A 17,201-nucleotide genomic window follows, 5' to 3' on the forward strand; every position below is an offset into this window, starting at 1 on the left:
GTCAGGCAGTCAGCCGGCCTTCCGGGCGAAGAGCCGCTGCAGCAGGATGAAGACGAGGAGCAGGCCGCCGATGACGATCTTGGTCCACCAGGAGCTGAGCGTTCCGTCGTAGGCGATGAAGGTCTGCACAATCCCCAGCACCAGAACGCCGACGACGGATCCCAGGACGTAGCCGGTGCCGCCCGTCAGCAGGGTGCCGCCGATGACCACGGCCGCGATAGCGTCGAGCTCCATGCCCTGGGCCGCGAGGCTGTAGCCGGAGAGGCTGTAGAAGGAGAACAGGATCCCCGCGATGGCCGAGCACAGGCCGCTCAGGGCGTAGACCAGGACCTTGGTGGCCTTCACGGGAAGGCCCATCAGCATTGCGGAGTGTTCGTTGCCGCCGATCGCGTAGACCGTCCGGCCGAAGCGGGTGTGGTGCAGGACGAAGAAGGCCGCGGCCACAATGCCCAGCGCCAGGAGGACGCCCGGCGAGACGAAGAGGTCCCCGGGCAGCGGGATCTGCGCCTGCGCCATGCCGGTGAAGAAGCCTTCGGTAACCGGGATCGAGTCGAGGCTGATGACGTAGCAGAGGCCGCGGGCCAGGAACATGCCCGCCAGCGTCACGATGAAGGGCTGGATGTCGAAGTACTGGATGATCAGCCCCATCAGGAGCCCCAGCCCGCCGCCGATGAGCAGCACCAGGACGATGACGGCCCCAGCGTTCCAGCCCTGCTGCAGCAGCGTGGCGCTCACCATCATGGACAGCGCGACGACGGCCCCCACCGACAGGTCGATGCCGCCGGTAAGGATCACGAAGGTCATGCCGACGGCGAGCACAATGAGGAAGGTGTTGTCGATGAACAGGTTCAGGAACACCTGGCCGGAGAGGAAGCTCGGGTACATCCCCGCTCCCACCGCGAACATGGCGATGAACAGGCCCACAGTGGCAAGCGTCGGCGCGTAGCGCGCGCCCCCGCGGAGGCGGCTGCGCGCCGGTGACGGCTTCTTGACGGTCAGGGGCGTAAGCGTGGACAGAGGGGACATTAGATGGCGACCTTTTCCTTTACGGCTTCCTGAGCGGCGGGCTTGGGTGCCGCCTTGAGGCGGGTGAACAGGTTCCGCGCCTTCGGCGCCTGCAGGAGGCATACGGTGATGACCACGAGCGCCTTGAACACCAGAGTCACCTCCGGCGGGATGCCCAGGGTGTAGACGGTGGTGGTCAGCGTCTGGATGATGAAGGCCCCGACGACGGTTCCCACCAGGGTGTACCGCCCGCCTGCCAGCGAGGTGCCGCCAATGACCACGGCCAGGATGGCGTCCATTTCGATGTACAGGCCGGCGTTGTTGGCGTCGGCCGCCGTGACGTTGGAGCTGATCATCAGGCCGGCGATTGCGGCGCAGACGGCGCTGAAGACGTAGACGATCCAGATGATGTTGCGGGCGCGGAGCCCGGCCAGGCGGCTGGCGACGGGGTTGATGCCGACGGCCTCGATCAGGGTTCCCAGTGCGGTGCGCCGGGTAAGGACGGCGGCCAGGGCAAAAACGGCCGCGGTGATCAGGATGGAGATCGGCAGAGTGAACAGGTACCCGGCGCCGATCGACTTGTAGGAGTCGTTCGACACGGAGACGATCTGCCCGCCCGTGATGAGCTGGGCCACGCCGCGGCCCGCCGTCATCAGCACCAGGGTGGCGATGATCGGCTGGACGCCGATGGTGGACACCAGGAAGCCGTTCCACACACCAAGGGCAAGGCCGGCGACGACGGCGATGAGGACCGCCGTCGCGGCCGTCACCGGGGAGCCGGGCTCGGGGGATGCGGCGATGTAAGCACACGAGGCCGCGCCGGCGATCGCCACCACTGCCCCCACTGAAAGGTCGATACCGCGGGTGGCGATGACCAGGGTCATGCCCAGGGCAATGAGGATGGTGGGCGCGCCGTTGCGCATGATGTCGATCAGGCTGCCGTAGAGGTGCCCGTCCTGCATCCGGAGGCTCATGAAGTCGGGCCTGAAGACCTGGTTCAGCAGCAGCAGCGCTGCGAGGGCAATCACCGGCCACGCAAGGCGGTGTTTCGAAAGGGATTTCACTGGGCACCTCCGGCGATGACCGTCATGACGTCTTCCACGGAGACGCCGTCGTTGTTGATTTCGGCGACCATCGCCCTGTCCTTGATAACCGCAACGCGGTCGCTCACGCGCAGCACTTCCTCGAGTTCGGAGGAGATGAAGAGGATGGACATGCCGTCGGCCGCGAGTTTGTTGACGAGCTTCTGGATCTGGGTCTTGGCCCCGATGTCGATGCCGCGGGTGGGCTCGTCGAGGATCAGGAGTTCGGGATGGGTCACCAGCCACCGGGCCAAAAGGACCTTCTGCTGGTTTCCGCCGCTGAGGTTGCGGATGAGTGCGTCGGGGTTGGCCGGCCGGATGTCGAGGGCCTCGATGTATTCGGCCACCAGCTCGTCCTGGACCCTGCGCGGGATGCGGCGCGCCCAGCCCTTGCTGGCCTGCATGGCCAGGACCAGGTTGTCGCGGAGCGTCAGGTCCCCGATGAGGCCTTCCTCTTTACGGTCCTCCGAGCAGAATCCAATGCGCTTGTCGATCGCTGCACGCGGGGAACGGATCTTCTGGCCCGTCCCCTTGACCTTGATGGTGCCTTCGTCGGCCTTGTCGGCGCCGAAAAAGAGCCGGGCAATCTCGGTCCGGCCGGCACCGAGCAGGCCGGCCAGGCCCACCACCTCACCCGGATAGATGGACAGGTCCACATTGGACACCGATCCCTTCCGGCCGAGGCCCCGGGCCTCGACGAACGGCGTGAGGCCGGCGCCGTTGCTGGCACGGGTCCGGGCGGGCGCCTGGTCCAGTTCGGCGAGGGCCTCCAGGTCCTTGCCGATCATCTTGGAGATGAGGCTCATCCGGGACAGGTCCCGGGTCAGGTATTCGCCCACGAGTTTGCCGTTCCGCAGGACGGTCATGCGGTCGGAGATCTCATAGACCTGCTCCAGGAAGTGGGAGACAAACAGGATGGCGACGCCGCGGTCGCGCAGGTCCCTGATGACGCGGAAAAGCTGGCTCACCTCGTCGGCATCAAGGCTCGACGTCGGCTCGTCCAGGATGAGGACCTTGGCGTTGATCTCCACCGAGCGGGCGATGGCGATCAGCTGCTGGACGGCGATGGAATGGGTGGACAGCAGCGATCCGGGATCGATGTGGTCCAGCTGCAGTTCGGCGAGGACCTCCCGGGTCCGGGACCGCACGCCTTTCCAGTCGATGGAACCCCGACGGCGGGGCTCGCGGCCCAGCAGGACGTTTTCCTCAACGGTGAGGTTGGGGCAGAGGTTGACTTCCTGGTAAACGGTGCTGATGCCGGCCGCCTGGGATTCTCCCGGCGTCGAGAACCGCTTCGGTTCGCCGAGTACCGTGACGGTGCCGGAATCAATGGTGTACACGCCCGTCAGGGCCTTGATCAGTGTGGACTTGCCGGCGCCGTTCTCACCCATCAGTGCGTGGACTTCACCCTGGAAGAGGCGGAAGTCGACGCCGTCGAGCGCCTTAACTCCTGGGAACCCAATAGCTATGTCGGTCATCTCGACGACCGGAACGATTTCGTTCATCCTCATGTCTTTTCTGTGCTGGGACTGCCGTGCTGCGGGCTGCCGCGCTGTGTCGGCCGTGCGGCTGGTATGCCGTGCGGCGGCGGGGATCCGCCGCCGCACGGACGAACAGGTGCGCCGCGGCTTAGTAGGGGCGGCTGGCAAGAACCTGCTTGGCCTGCTCCTGCGTGAAGGTGGTCTCCTCGGTGACCACACGCTCAGGCACGCTCTCGCCGGCTATGACCTTCTTGGCCAGATCCATGAGCTGGTCGCCGAGCATGGGGCTGCACTCGACGATGTAGTTGATCTTGCCGGTGCTCAGGGCGGTCATGCCGTCCTTCACGGCGTCGATCGTGATGATCTTGATGTCCTTGCCGGGAACCTTGCCGGCGGCTTCGATCGCCTCAATGGCGCCGAGGCCCTCGTCGTCGTTGTGCGCAAACACGACGTCGATGTCGGCGTTGTTCTTCAGGAAGGCCTCCATGACCTGCTTGCCGCCGCTGCGGGTGAAGTCGCCGCTCTGCGAGGCGACGATCTTCAGCTTCGGGTCAGCCTTGATGGCCTCCGCGAAGCCTTCCTTGCGGTCGTTCGCCGGTGCCGATCCGGTGGTGCCCTGGATTTCCACGATGTTGACGGTGTCCGTGGCAGACGCGGAGTCCTTGACCAGCCAGTCCCCGGCCTTCTTGCCTTCCTCCACGAAGTCAGAACCAAGGAAGGTCTTGTACAGGGTCTTGTCCGAGGAGTCCACGGCGCGGTCAGTCAGGATGACCGGAATTTTCGCGGTCTTGGCTTCCTTCAGCACCGTGTCCCAGCCCGATTCCACCACGGGGGAGAAGGCAATGACATCGACCTTCTGCTGGATGTAGGAGCGGATTGCCTTGATCTGGTTCTCCTGCTTCTGCTGGGCGTCGGAGAACTTCAGGTCCACTCCGGCCTTCTTCGCCGAATCCTGGACCGACTTGGTGTTGGCGGTGCGCCAGCCGCTTTCGGCGCCCACCTGGGCGAAGCCCATGGTGATCTTGTCATCACCGGAGTTGCCGGCAGCACTGCCGGCACCTGCGGTTCCGCCGCACGCAGTGAGGGTAAGCATTGATGCGGCGGCCACCGCAAGCAGGGATTTCTTAAACACAACATCCTCCCGGAAGCGTTAGTTACATGCAGGCGGGAGACTTCGAACACCGCCGTTGCTGCAAGTGAGCTGATGAGCTCTGCGACCCATTGTGAACGCTAACAATCTGGAACGTCAAGTAGCCCGGGTCACAATTTCGAGCACACATGCAAAGCCTGCCGATTTTCGAGAATGCCCTTTACAAGAGCTGAAAGATGTCGAATACTCGACTGCGGCCGGCGATTTGTTAGCGTTCACAAAAACTGCTGTTCATCACAGCCTGTTCAAACCAGTGCCGGCGAACCGTTCAATGGAGAAAGGCCTTCCCTTCCATGCCATCCAAACCATCAAGACCCGCCAGACGGACCTGCACCATGGTGCTTGCCGGGTCCCTGACGGCCGCGCTGCTGTCAATGACGCCGGCCCTCGGCGCGAATGCCGAGTCTGCCCAGAACCGGACCATCAGCATCGACGCCGCCGGCTCCGGGCCTTCGATCGATTCGACCATGTACGGAGCCTTTTACGAGGACATCAACCAGGGCGCCGACGGCGGCATCTACGCGGAACTTGTCCAGAACCGGTCCTTTGAATTCAACTCCGGGGACAACCGCACCTACACCCCGATGACCGCCTGGGAAACCCTGAAGCGGGGCAGCGACGGAACAATCGCCGTCGTCAATGACAACAACCGGCTGAATGAAAACAACCGGAATTACCTGCAGATCAACGCCACCTCCGCCGGCGCGGGAAGCGGCGCCGGAGTGGGGGTGCGCAACAGCGGCTGGAACGCCGGACAGAAGCTCGAGGCGCACAAGAAGTACAACTACTCGGTATGGGCACGCACCTCCAACCCCGCCGGATCCACGCTCGCCGTGACCCTGGAAACCCCGGAAGGCACCCGGCTGGACATCGCCACGGTCAAGGTCAAGGGCGACAGCTGGGCCAAGTACGAGGTGACCTTGTCACCCAAGTCCTCCACGGGCGCCGGCCGGCTCGCCACCCTTGTCCAGGGAACCGGCACCGTCCGCCTCGACATGGTTTCCCTGTTCCCCAAGGACACCTGGAACGGCAGGGAAAACGGCCTCCGCAAGGACCTCGCCGAGAAGATCAATGACCTGCACCCCGGGTTCCTGCGCTTCCCCGGCGGCTGCATCGTCAACACCGGCAGCTACGACACCTACTCGGCGCCCAACTACACGCGGGCCCGCACCTACCAGTGGAAAGACACCATCGGTCCGGTGGAACAGCGCCCGGCCAACCGGAACTTCTGGGGCTACAACCAGACGTACGGCCTGGGCTACATGGAGTACTTCCAGTGGGCCGAGGACATGGGGGCTGCCCCCGTGCCTGTGGTCCCGGTGGGCGTGACCGGCTGCGGCGACACCAACCAGGCCCCGGACCAGGCAACGCTTGACCGCTACATCCAGGACACCCTGGACCTGATCGAGTTTGCCAACGGCGACGCCAGCACCGAGTGGGGCGCCAAGCGCATCGCGTACGGCCACCCCGCACCGTACAAACTGGACCGCATCAGCCTCGGCAACGAGGAGTACAAGCCTGCGTTCAAGCAGTACTTCACCCAGTTCTACAACGCCGTCCGGAAGGCCCACCCCGAGATCAAGATCATCGGAAACACGGGGCCCTCCAGCCAGGGGCCCGAGTTCGAGGACCTCGCCAACTTCAACGCCACAACGGGCGTGGACCTCGTTGACGAGCACTACTACAACACGCCCTCATGGTTCCTGAACAACAACCACCGCTACGACTCCTACGACCGCAACAGCTACAAGGTCTTCCTCGGCGAGTACGCGTCGCAGGGCAACAAGCCGGCGAACGCCCTGGCCGAAGCCTCGTACATGACCGGCCTGGAGCGGAACGCTGACGTGGTCAAGATGGCGTCCTACGCGCCGCTGATCGCGAACGAGGCCAACACGCAGTGGAGCCCGGACATGATGTTCTTCAACGGAACGTCCGTGCGGACCACCCCCAACTACGAGGTCCAGAAGCTGTTCATGAACAACGTGGGCAACCAGGTGGTTCCGAGCACGCAGGACAACCCGGCCTCCACCGTGGTGCCGATTTCCGGCAAGATCGGCCTGTCCACGTGGGCCACCTCCGCCCGGTACGACGACGTCAAGGTCACCGGGGCGGACGGCGCCAACCTGTTCAGCGACGACTTCTCCGGAACGGCGGCTGCATGGACCGGCAACGACACCGGATCCTGGTCCATCCAGGACGGCGCCTATGTCCAGTCCAGCACCACCGCCCAGAACACCATGGTGACCGCCGGAAACGCCGACTGGAGCAACTACACGCTCAGCACCAAGGCAACCAAGCTCGCCGGATCTGAAGGCTTCCTGGTCTCCTTCGGCGTCAAGGACACCGGAAACTACTTCTGGTGGAACCTGGGCGGCTGGAACAACACGAAGTCCGTAGTCGAAAAGGCCGTCAACGGCGGCAAGACGAACGTCATCGAAAAGAACACCGTGATCCAGACCGGGCACGAATACGACATCCGGATCGAGGTCTCCGGGCGCACGGCCAAGCTCTACCTGGACAACGTCCTGTGGGGCACCGTGGACGACACGCAGGCCGATCCCGTCTACTCCGTGGTCACGAAGGACGCCAAGTCTGGCGACACCATCGTGAAGGTGGTCAACACGAAGGCTGAAAAGACGCCGGTGGACATCAAGGTGGCGGGTGCGTCCAGCCTCAGCTCCACGGCCGCGGTGACCACCCTGACCCAGACCGCCGACGGGCAGAACCTGGCTCCGGCGTCGAGCACCTTCAACGGAGCCGGAGCGGCATTCACCTACGAGTTCGAGCCCAGCTCGGTGACCTTCATCCGGCTCGCCGCAGCCGGCAAGTAAGCGGCACACCAAAGCCACGGCTTTGACCGGGAAGGCCCGGCTGGATTGCACAGCCGGGCCTTCCCCATTAATCCGGCCAGTCCGACGTCGTCCCTTCCCGATTGCTTTCTTCCCGCCATTTCAACAGCGTTCCCATTCCAAGCAGCGGCCTTCGGGCCGCCCGAACGAAAGTGTCTCAATGCTCCCTACCCGCTCACGGGCCCGCACGGGCCCGGCATTGATTACCGCCGCAGCGCTGGCGCTCGGCGGGCTCATCGCCGCAGCCCCGGCCCATGCCGCCGTCGACGGCGGCCTGGTCCTTAAATACAACCTGACGGAAACCGCCGGCACTGTGGCGGAGGACAGCTCCGGCAACGGCCGCAACGGCGTGATCAGCGGTGACGCCACCACGCTGGGCAGTGAAGGGCTGCAGCTCGGCGGGACCAACGCCCACGTCCGCCTCCCGAACGACGTCATGCGCGGGCTCGATTCCATCACCGTCTCCACGGACGTGAAGATCGCGGCTGACCAGGGCGCTCCCTACTTCATCTGGGGGATGGGCAACACCACCAGCGGCAGCGGCAACGGCTACCTCTTCACCACCGGCAACGCGTACCGGTCCTCCATCGCCAGCGGCAACTGGTCTACAGAGCAGACCCTCAGCGCCAACCGGGACCTGGCGCGCGGGGCCTGGAAAACCATCACTTACACGCTCAGCGGCGGCACCGCCGTCCTCTACGAGGACGGCACCGAGGTCGCCCGGAAAACCGGCGTCACCATCACCCCGGGAAGCATTGGCGGAGGAACGACGACGGCGAACTACCTCGGGCGGTCCGTCTACAGCGGAGACAAGTACCTCAAGGGCCAGGTCCGCGACTTCCGCATCTACAACCGTGCACTCCGGGCCGACGAGGTGCGGGAGCTCGGATACGTTTCGCCCGAGCAGCGGGTTGCCCTCGACCTGCAGGACCTCTCGCCGGGGGACACCTCCGCGGTGACCGCCAACCTTAAGCTGCCCGCCACCGGGCCGAACGGCTCGGCCTACGCCTGGTCCTCCTCGGATCCGGCCATCGTGTCCGCACAGGGAGCAGTGACCCGGCCGGCCCACGGAACAGGAGATGCGACGGTGACGCTGACCGCCACTGCCACCTCAGGTGGGGCATCGGCGTCGAAATCCTTCACCGTCACGGTCCCGGAAGACATCAGCGACGACCAGAAGGTCGCTGAGGCCGCCACAGCCCTGAACGTGTGGGACGCGGATGCGATCCGCGGGAACATCAGCCTGCCGACGGCGGGGCTGTACGGCACCAAGGTGGCGTGGGAGTCGAGCGATACCGCGGCGATCACGGCCACCGGCGAGGTGACGCGGCCGGGCTACGGCAGCGAGCCGGTGAAGCTTAACCTGCACGCCACAGTGTCCCTCGGCAAGACCAAGGACAGGAAGAAGTTCCGGGTCACGGTGCTGCCGCTGCCCAAGGCCGAGCCCAAGGAGGGCTACGCCTTCGCTTACTTCACCGGCAACGACCTCGCCGGCGAGAACATCTACATGGCCGCCAGCCGCGGCAACGACGCACTCAAGTGGGACGAACTGAACGGCGGCAAGCCGGTCCTCAAGTCGGGCCTCGGCACCAAGGGCCTGCGCGATCCGTTCATCATCCGCTCCCCGGAAGGCGACAAGTTCTACATGATCGCCACGGACCTCTCCATCGGAAGCGGCACCAGCTGGGACTCCTCACAGCGCCAGGGCAGCCAGTCCATCGAGGTGTGGGAGTCGACTGACCTGGTGAACTGGTCCGAACAGCGCCATGTGAAGGTTTCGCCGGATAGCGCAGGGAACACGTGGGCGCCGGAAGCGCACTACGACGAGAAGATCGGCGCCTACGTGGTCTACTGGGCCTCCAAGATTTACGCCGACAACGACCCCAACCACACCGGGGGCACGCACAACAAGATGATGTACTCCACCACCCGGGACTTCAGGACCTTCACCGAGGCCAAGGTGTGGAACGACCCAGGCAACTCGGTGATCGATTCCACGGTCATCAAGGAGGGCGACTCGTACTACCGGTTCACCAAGGACGAGGGCCAGGTCTCCGGCTGCCTGGACATCATGCAGGAAAAGTCGAGCGACCTGCTGGCCGTTGACCTGCCGGCCACGAACCCGCGCAACTGGACGCTGATGGGCAACTGCATCGGCAAGAAGGCCGGAACCGGCGGCGTGGAAGGGCCCACCATCTTCAAGTCGAACACCGAGGAGAAGTACTACCTGTTCGTTGATGAATTCGGCGGCCGCGGCTACATCCCGCTGGAAAGCACCAGCCTCGAAAACCCGAACTGGAAGCTCTCCACCAACTATGAACTGCCCCGGGCACCGCGCCACGGCACGGTCCTGCCGGTCACCAAGGCGGAGCTGGAACGGCTGCACGCGCAGCTGTGATGTATTTCTGGATAGCTGAAACCGAGGGGTTCCGTCCGCACCGGCGGAACCCCTCGGTTTATTTCTTGCCGTACTTCTTGTGGACAGCCTGCTTGCTGACGCCGAGGGCGTTCGCAATCGCCTCCCAGGACAGGCCAGCGAGGCGGGCCCGCCGGACGAGGGCAGCTTCCGCCCGCCCGATTTCACGGTGCAGCTCAGCAACGGCCTGCAGCCCATTCACCGGATTATTGCCGTCCATGGATCCCACCAGGGTTTTCAACCGGTCCACCTCCATGGCGTCAACCATAGTTGACGACACGTGCTGCGTCAATGAAAGTTGACGCCCCTGTGGCCAGGCCTACAATCCTTTGTAGTGATTTTCGCCCGCTCTCACAGGAGTTTCTATGATCCGGAAGGCCGTTGCCGGCGACGCCGCTGCCCTGGCTGACTTGGCCGCGGCCACTTTCCCGCTCGCTTGCCCGCCCGGATCCTCGCCGGAGGACATCCGGCTCCACCTGAAGCGGACGCTCAGTGCGGACAAATTCGCGGAGTACCTCGCCGACAGCAAGATTGCCATCCTGGTGCTTGAGCAGGGCGGCCGGCTTGATGGTTACACCCTGCTGGTCGACCGGCGGTCAACGGACCCCGATGTGCTCCGCGCCCTGGGCACACACCCGTCCGTCGAGCTGAGCAAGTGCTATGTGCACCCGGACCACCACGGACGGGGCGCGGCCTCCACGCTCATGCGGACCTCGCTGGACTGGGCCGCGGACCAGGGGGCGGCAAGCGTCTGGCTGGGGGTCAACAGCCAGAACGCCAAGGCCATCCGCTTCTACGAGAAATCAGGCTTCACCAAGGTGGGGACGAAGTCATTCACTTTGGGCGACTCGGTGGAGATCGACTTCATCCTGGAGTGCCCCCTTCCGGGGAAGGGCTGACGGCTGCGCTCCCGCGAGGCGCCCGCCTCCTCGGAAAGGAGGCGAGTAGCTGCTGCCGCAAAGTCAGCCGGCTGCTCCGGACCACCACGATCACTGCGAGCAATCCGGTCAGCAGGACGACGGCGCCGCCGGCGGCCACCGACCAGCGGGCGCCGAAGGTGCTGCCAAGCCAGCCCATGAGCGGGGCCCCCAAGGCAGTCCCGCCCTGCAGGGTCGCCAGATAAAGGGCAAGCACTCGTCCCCGGAACTGCGGCTCCACTGAGAGCTGGATGCTTGTATTGCAGCTGTTCAGGAAGGTAATCGATGCGAGGCCGACCGGCACCAGAATGGCGGCGTACAGCCAGAACGACGGCGAGACGCTGCCGATCAGGGTAAAGAGGCCCAGCCCCAGCGCTCCGCCGAGCAGGAAACGCAGCCGGGGGCGGGACCTGCGTGCGGCGAGCAGTGCTCCGGCCAGTGTCCCGACAGCCATGATGGAGCCCAGAAGTCCGAATTCACCGGGCCCCATGCCGAATTCCGCCGTGGCCATCAGGGCGTTGGTGATGGGAAAGTTCATGCCGAAGGCCCCCAGGACGCCGACCAGGACGAGGATCAGCACCAGATCCGGACGGCGGCGGACATAGCCCAGCCCCTCGGCCACCTGGTGTTTGCTGCGGGCGGCCGGCGCAGCCGGGACCAGCTCCGATGCGCGGATCCGGGCCAGCGAGATCAGCACTGCGGCGAAACTGGCGGCGTTGAGCAGGAAAACGGGGCCGGTGCCAACCCACGCAATGAGCACGCCTGCGATCGCGGGCCCTGTGAGCCGGGCGGTGTTGAAGGAGGCGGAGTTGAGGGACACTGCGTTGGCGATATGGTCCTGCCCCACGAGTTCGGAGACGAAGGACTGGCGTGCCGGCCCGTCAATGGCGCTGGCCAGCCCAAGGCAGAGAGCGGCCGCATACACCTGCCACAGTTGCGCCGCGCCGGTCACCACCAGGAGCCCCACAACCAGCCCGCACAGGCCCATGGCCGTCTGCGTCCACAGCAGGATCACGCGTTTCCGGTACCGGTCTGCGAGCACTCCTGCGTAGGGGCCAAGCAGCAGCATGGGAAGGAACTGCAGGGCCGTGGTGATGCCGACGGCGGTGCCGGAATGGTCCGTGAGGACGGTCAGGACCAGCCAGTCCTGGGCGACCCTCTGCATCCAGGTGCCGATGTTGGAGACGAGCGCCCCGCCCGCCCACAGCCGGTAGTTGGGGTTCTGCAATGCCCGGAAGGTGGCGCTCACAGGGCGCTCATTTCCTGCATGATGTGCGCCGCGCGGCTCAGTGTCAGCCGGTCCTCCGGGCTCAAACCGGCCACCCGCTTGGCCAGCCAGGCGGTCCGCTGTTCCCGCGCCTCTTCCAGGACGTCCACCCCCGCAGGGGTGATGCCTACCTGAATTTGGCGGCCGTCCTCCGGGTGCGCTGACCGGGACACAAAGCCCTGCTCTGCAAGGGCGTTGACGATCCGGGTCATCGAAGGTGCTTGCACATGCTCCCGCGCCGCCAGCTCCCGGGGCGTGCGCGGGCCGTCACTGTGAAGCTGGGCCAGCACCGTGTACTGGCCCGGCGTGATGATGTCTCCGGTCGCTTCTACCCGAAGCCGGCGGGAGGTCCGCATCACGGCGGTCCGAAGGTCGATTGCCAGGATGTCCGGCCTGATTGATTGTGGGGTTTCTTGGTGTGCCGCTTCGGTCGCAGGCATTGAGGAAGTGCGCCTCCTTTTCGTTGGCGAATTAGTTAGCAACGCTAATTAGCGTCTCTAACCATCATCCGCCGACTGTTCCCGCGAGGCAACCCATACGTAGGCGAATGTGAGCTATTTCGCCTTCGGTGCCGCCGTGCTTGCGCGGATCACGAGTTCGGTGGGCACCAGGGTTACGCCGGGTTCGGTGGTGTTGGTGCGGATCTGCTGCAGGACGTTGTCCACGCACCGGTTGCCGACGTCGGCGAAGTTCTGGTGGACCGTGGTGAGCGGGGGAGCGTAGGAGGAGGCTTCGGGGACGTCGTCGAAGCCGACCAGGCTGATGTCCTCGGGAACTGATTTTCCCTTTTCCCGCAAGGCCCGCAGCAGGCCCAGGGCCATGTGGTCGTTCGCCGCGAACACCGCGGTGCAGCCCGGTTCGTCGGCGAGCCGGAGCCCCGCTGCATAGCCGGAGTCCGCTGACCAGTCGCCGCGGAGCACGGGCGGGACGGCCCTGCCGGCGGCGGTGAGGGTGCTGCGCCAGGCGGCGGCGCGCCGTTCGGCGGCGAAGGATTCTTCGGGCCCGGCGACGTGCCAGACCGTCTCGTGGCCCAAATCCAAAAGGTGCCGGACCGCTTTGTGGGCGCCGTCGGCCTGGTCGGTGTCCACCACGCTGTACTGCTCGCCGGCGTCGGAATCGACGACGACGACCTTCACTCCCGGGGGCAGCGTAACTGTCGCTGCATCCAGGAGGTGGACCTCCATGATGGCGATCACTGCGTCGACGGCGAGTTCGCCCATTCGGGAGAACGCACCCTGGATCCCGGCCTGGGTTGGGGCTGTAACCGGGATCAGTGTGATGGCGAAGTCCTGCCGCGCCGCGTGCAGCGCGATGGCCTCCAGGGTGCGCATGTTCCCGAGCGAAGACAGTGAGAACGTGATCACGCCGATGGTCCGGAAGCTGCCGCGCTTGAGCGCCCGGGCCGCGCTGTTCGGCCGGTATCCGAGCTCGTTCATCGCCGCAATGACCTGGCGCCGCGTGCTTTCGATGACGTCCGGGCTCCCGTTGGACACCCGCGAAACCGTTTGGGAGGAGACGCCGGCGAGCTTGGCGACGTCGGCCATGGACACCTGCGGCTTTCGCCGCAGTGCGGCGCCTGCCGCGCCCCCTGCAGCGGACAGATTGTGGACCGGGGCTTGACCGGGTTCGTGCTCCATGTCACCATCGTACCAATCATGTTTGCGCAAACACTAACAAAAGATCACACCGATGTTTACGCAAACAGAACACCTTCCGTCACCCGCCCGGTGACGCAGCCCTACAGAGGACCTTTCATGACAATGACGTCCCCGCAAGTCGCAGCGCGAGCCGGAGCGGGCGCCCCTGCAGGCCAATCGAGCCGCCGCGCCAGCCGGCGTTCCTGGGCAGGCTGGTGGTTCATCGGCCCGTTCATGGCCGTGTTCGCCCTGGTTTTCCTTGCCCCGATCGCTTACTCCATCTACCTGAGCGTTTTCCGCAACCAGCTCATCGGCGGTACGGCGTTCGTGGGCCTGGACAACTACGCCCGGGCCCTGGGCGACGCTCAATTCTGGTCCGCATTGGGGAGGGTTTCCCTGTTCCTGGCAGTCCAGGTTCCGGTCATGCTGTTCATCGCCCTCGTTGTGGCCCTCGCCCTGGACAGCGGCCGGCTTTACGGAAGGTCGTTCTTCCGGATCTCGATCTTCCTTCCCTATGCTGTGCCGGCGGTCGTCGCCACGCTCATGTGGGGCTTCATGTACGGCACCCGCTTCGGCCTGGTGGGAAACATCAACCAGGCCTTCGGCCTGAACCTGCCCAGCCCGCTCTCCTCTGAACTGGTGCTGGCCTCCATTGGAAACATCGTCACCTGGGAATTCATCGGCTACAACATGCTGATCTTCTACTCCGCCCTGACCGTCATTCCCAAGTCGCTCTATGAGGCCGCCGAGATCGACGGCGCCGGCCAGCTGAGGGTCATCACCGCCATCAAGCTGCCGGCCATCCGCGGCGCCATCGTGGTGGCCAGCATCTTCTCCGTGATCGGCAGCTTCCAGCTCTTCAACGAGCCCAGCATCCTCAAGAGCCTCTCACCCAACACCATCTCGACCTACTTCACACCCAACCTGTACGCCTTCTCCCTGTCGTTCTCCGGGCAGCAGTACAACTACTCCGCCACGGTGGCGATCATCATGGGGCTGATCACCATGGCCATTGCCTATGCCGTCCAGGTCCGCGGCATGCGAAAGGAGCGCTGACCATGAGCGTTCAGACAGCCGCCCGTCCCGGCAGCGCCGGCGCATCATCCCCGGCCAAATTCCGCACCACGCGTCTGCGGCCCGCACGGATAGGACGGCGCTCGCGCCGCAGCCTGGCACTGACTCTGCTGATGGGACTTGTCCTGCTGTACAGCCTGGCCCCGCTGTTCTGGCTGCTGGTCAACGCCACCAAAACCCAGGACGGCCTCCTCAACTCCTTCGGCCTGTGGTTCGACGGCGATTTTGCCCTCTGGGACAACATCGCCCGGACAGCAACTTACGACGGCGGGATCTTCCTGCGCTGGTTCGCCAACACGGTCCTTTACGTCGTCCTCGGCGCCGGCGGTGCCACGTTCCTCGCCGTCCTCGGCGGCTACGCGCTGGCGAAGTTCGACTTCCCCGGCCGGAAGGCGGTGTTCGCCGTCGTGATCGGCGCGGTGGCCATCCCGGGCACGGCCCTCGCCGTTCCCACCTTCCTCATGTTCAGCCAGATGGGCCTCACCAACACTCCGTGGGCCGTGATCATCCCCTCGCTCATCTCGCCCTTCGGCCTGTACCTCATGTGGACCTTCGCCTCCGAGGCCATCCCCACCGAGATCATGGAGTCCGCCCGGATCGACGGCGCCAGCGAGGCACGCACGTTCTTCCAGGTCTGCCTGCCGCTGCTGACCCCGGGCATCGTCACCGTGCTGCTCTTCACCATGGTGGCCACGTGGAACAACTACTTCCTGCCGCTGATCATGCTGAAGAACCCGGACTGGTACCCCCTTACCCTGGGCCTGAATGCCTGGAACGCGCAGGCCGCCACCGCTGGCGGAGAAGCCATCTTCAACCTCGTCATCACAGGATCCCTGCTCACCATCCTGCCGCTGATCGCAGCGTTCCTGCTGCTCCAGCGCTACTGGCAGTCCGGCCTTTCCGCCGGAAGCGTCAAAGAATAACGCCCCGTCCACCCTCATCAACAACGCAGTTAGAAGGAAGACCATGATCAAGACCCTGACCCGCCGCGGCCTGCTGCAGAGCTCCGCCGTCGCCGCCGCGCTCGCACTGGGGCTCACCGCCTGCGGAGGCGGCGGCAACGCGGCGCCGCAGCAAACGGTCAACAGCGACGCCGTCGAGCAAGCCCTCCAGAAGGGCGGCAAGCTGACGGTGTGGGCCTGGGACCAGTCGCTGAAGAAGGTCGCTGAAGGCTTCGAGGCCAAGTACCCCAACGTGGACGTCAACCTGGTCAACGCGGGCACCGGCAACGACCAGTACACCGCCCTGCAGAACGCGATCTCCGCCGGCTCCGGCGTGCCGGACGTCGCGCAGATCGAGTACTACGCACTTCCGCAGTTTGCCCTCAGCAAATCACTGGCAGACCTCGGCCAGTTCGGCGCCGCCGACCTCGACGGCACTTTCACGGCCGGTCCTTGGTCCTCGGTGCAGGCGCAGGGCGGCGTTTACGGCCTTCCCATGGACTCCGGCCCCATGGCCCTGTTCTACAACAAGGAACTGTTCGACAAGCACGGCATCGCAGTGCCCACCACCTGGGACGAATTCCTCGAGGCCGGACGCGCGCTGAAGAAGGCGGACCCCAAGGCCTACATCGCCAACGACACCGGCGACGCCGGCTTCACCACCAGCATGATCTGGCAGGCCGGTGGTAAGCCCTACCAGGTGGACGGCACCAACGTCGGCGTGAACTTCTCCGACGCCGGGTCCACCAAGTTCGCCGAGACCTGGCAAAAGCTCATCGACGAGGACCTCCTGGCACCCATCAGCTCCTGGAGCGACGAGTGGTACAAGGGCCTCGGCAACGGAACCATCGCCACCCTGTCCACCGGTGCCTGGATGCCGGGGAACCTCGTCTCCGGCGTCGCCGACGGGGCCGGCAAATGGCGCGTCGCCCCTCTGCCGCAGTGGGAAAAGGGTGCCACCAGCAGCTCCGAAAACGGCGGCAGTTCCCTGGCCATCCCCGCCGCCAGCAGCCAGGCCGCGCTGGCCTACGGCTTCCTGAAGTACTCCAACGTGGAGGAAGGCGTCCAAACCCGGATCGACGGCGGGGCGTTCCCCGCCACCGCAAAGGACCTCGCGTCCGAGAAGTTCCAGAACACCGAGTTCAAGTACTTTGGCGGCCAGAAGGCCAACCAGATCTTCGCCGAATCAGCGAAGAACGTTCCCGCCGGCTGGTCCTACCTGCCCTTCCAGGTCTACGCCAACAGCATCTTCAACGACACCGCCGGCCAGGCCTACGTCTCCGGCACCAAGCTCAAGGACGGCCTGACCGCCTGGCAGAAGGCCTCGGTCAAGTACGGCACCGAGCAGGGCTTCACGGTCAAGGAATAACAGGCCTCACCTA

At 65.1% G+C, this 17,201-nt stretch carries 14 protein-coding genes; 6 read left to right on the forward strand and 8 right to left on the reverse strand.

The annotated features are described in order from the left end of the window. Positions 1 to 9 precede the first annotated feature (9 nt). The 4 genes from yjfF to CXZ05_RS14845 form a co-directional block, all read right to left on the reverse strand. Positions 10 to 1,026, reverse strand: a complete 1,017-nt coding sequence (gene yjfF, locus CXZ05_RS14830) for a galactofuranose ABC transporter, permease protein YjfF (RefSeq protein ID WP_180987402.1) — start codon at positions 1,024 to 1,026, stop codon at positions 10 to 12. Continuing rightward, positions 1,026 to 2,069, reverse strand: coding sequence for an ABC transporter permease (locus CXZ05_RS14835; protein WP_102973317.1), 1,044 nt, complete (start codon positions 2,067 to 2,069; stop codon positions 1,026 to 1,028). Before CXZ05_RS14835 ends, yjfF begins: the two co-directional genes overlap by 1 nt. After that, positions 2,066 to 3,592 (reverse strand): sugar ABC transporter ATP-binding protein, encoded by a 1,527-nt coding sequence (locus tag CXZ05_RS14840; protein WP_102973318.1) that lies wholly within the window; start codon positions 3,590 to 3,592, stop codon positions 2,066 to 2,068. The genes CXZ05_RS14835 and CXZ05_RS14840 overlap by 4 nt, the downstream gene beginning before the upstream one ends. A 124-nt stretch (positions 3,593 to 3,716) precedes the next feature. Then, positions 3,717 to 4,700: an ABC transporter substrate-binding protein gene (locus CXZ05_RS14845; protein WP_102973319.1), complete on the reverse strand. Its 984-nt coding sequence runs from the start codon at positions 4,698 to 4,700 to the stop codon at positions 3,717 to 3,719. 353 nt (positions 4,701 to 5,053) lie between these two features. On the opposite strand from CXZ05_RS14845, the gene CXZ05_RS14850 reads away from it, so the two are divergent. Continuing rightward, complete coding sequence (locus tag CXZ05_RS14850; protein ID WP_258006597.1) at positions 5,054 to 7,549, forward strand: alpha-L-arabinofuranosidase C-terminal domain-containing protein; 2,496 nt, start codon at positions 5,054 to 5,056, stop codon at positions 7,547 to 7,549. A 178-nt stretch (positions 7,550 to 7,727) separates the two neighbouring features. Continuing rightward, entirely contained in the window at positions 7,728 to 9,965 is a 2,238-nt protein-coding gene (locus CXZ05_RS14855; protein WP_102973321.1) for an immunoglobulin-like domain-containing protein, read from the forward strand. A gap of 58 nt (positions 9,966 to 10,023) precedes the next feature. Here the strand turns inward: CXZ05_RS14855 and CXZ05_RS14860 are convergent, their stop codons facing one another. Next, positions 10,024 to 10,239: a transcriptional regulator gene (locus CXZ05_RS14860; RefSeq protein WP_102973399.1), complete on the reverse strand. Its 216-nt coding sequence runs from the start codon at positions 10,237 to 10,239 to the stop codon at positions 10,024 to 10,026. A 109-nt stretch (positions 10,240 to 10,348) separates the two neighbouring features. Between CXZ05_RS14860 and CXZ05_RS14865 the strand changes: the two genes are divergently transcribed. Beyond that, positions 10,349 to 10,882, forward strand: a complete 534-nt coding sequence (locus CXZ05_RS14865; RefSeq protein ID WP_102973322.1) for a GNAT family N-acetyltransferase — start codon at positions 10,349 to 10,351, stop codon at positions 10,880 to 10,882. On the opposite strand, the gene CXZ05_RS14870 is transcribed toward CXZ05_RS14865, so the two are convergent. The 3 genes from CXZ05_RS14870 to CXZ05_RS14880 form a co-directional block, all read right to left on the reverse strand. After that, complete coding sequence (locus tag CXZ05_RS14870) at positions 10,848 to 12,149, reverse strand: MFS transporter (RefSeq protein ID WP_102973323.1); 1,302 nt, start codon at positions 12,147 to 12,149, stop codon at positions 10,848 to 10,850. The two genes, CXZ05_RS14865 and CXZ05_RS14870, sit on opposite strands and share 35 nt — an antisense overlap. Beyond that, positions 12,146 to 12,607: a MarR family winged helix-turn-helix transcriptional regulator gene (locus CXZ05_RS14875; RefSeq protein WP_102973324.1), complete on the reverse strand. Its 462-nt coding sequence runs from the start codon at positions 12,605 to 12,607 to the stop codon at positions 12,146 to 12,148. Before CXZ05_RS14875 ends, CXZ05_RS14870 begins: the two co-directional genes overlap by 4 nt. 114 nt (positions 12,608 to 12,721) lie before the next feature. Further along, entirely contained in the window at positions 12,722 to 13,804 is a 1,083-nt protein-coding gene (locus CXZ05_RS14880; protein ID WP_308411005.1) for a LacI family DNA-binding transcriptional regulator, read from the reverse strand. A 123-nt stretch (positions 13,805 to 13,927) separates the two neighbouring features. Here CXZ05_RS14880 and CXZ05_RS14885 point away from each other — a divergent pair, with 123 nt between their 5' ends. Genes CXZ05_RS14885 through CXZ05_RS14895 form a run of 3 tightly spaced genes read left to right on the forward strand, consistent with a single transcriptional unit; the run spans position 13,928 to position 17,188 of the window. Continuing rightward, on the forward strand, positions 13,928 to 14,860 hold the full coding sequence (locus CXZ05_RS14885) for a carbohydrate ABC transporter permease (protein ID WP_102973325.1): 933 nt from the start codon (positions 13,928 to 13,930) through the stop codon (positions 14,858 to 14,860). A 2-nt stretch (positions 14,861 to 14,862) separates the two neighbouring features. Next, positions 14,863 to 15,801 (forward strand): carbohydrate ABC transporter permease, encoded by a 939-nt coding sequence (locus CXZ05_RS14890; RefSeq protein WP_102973326.1) that lies wholly within the window; start codon positions 14,863 to 14,865, stop codon positions 15,799 to 15,801. 43 nt (positions 15,802 to 15,844) lie between these two features. Then, complete coding sequence (locus CXZ05_RS14895; protein ID WP_102973327.1) at positions 15,845 to 17,188, forward strand: sugar ABC transporter substrate-binding protein; 1,344 nt, start codon at positions 15,845 to 15,847, stop codon at positions 17,186 to 17,188. The last annotated feature ends 13 nt before the right edge of the window (positions 17,189 to 17,201 follow it).

This window comes from Arthrobacter sp. AFG20, assembly GCF_002892795.1.
Classification (GTDB): domain Bacteria; phylum Actinomycetota; class Actinomycetes; order Actinomycetales; family Micrococcaceae; genus Arthrobacter.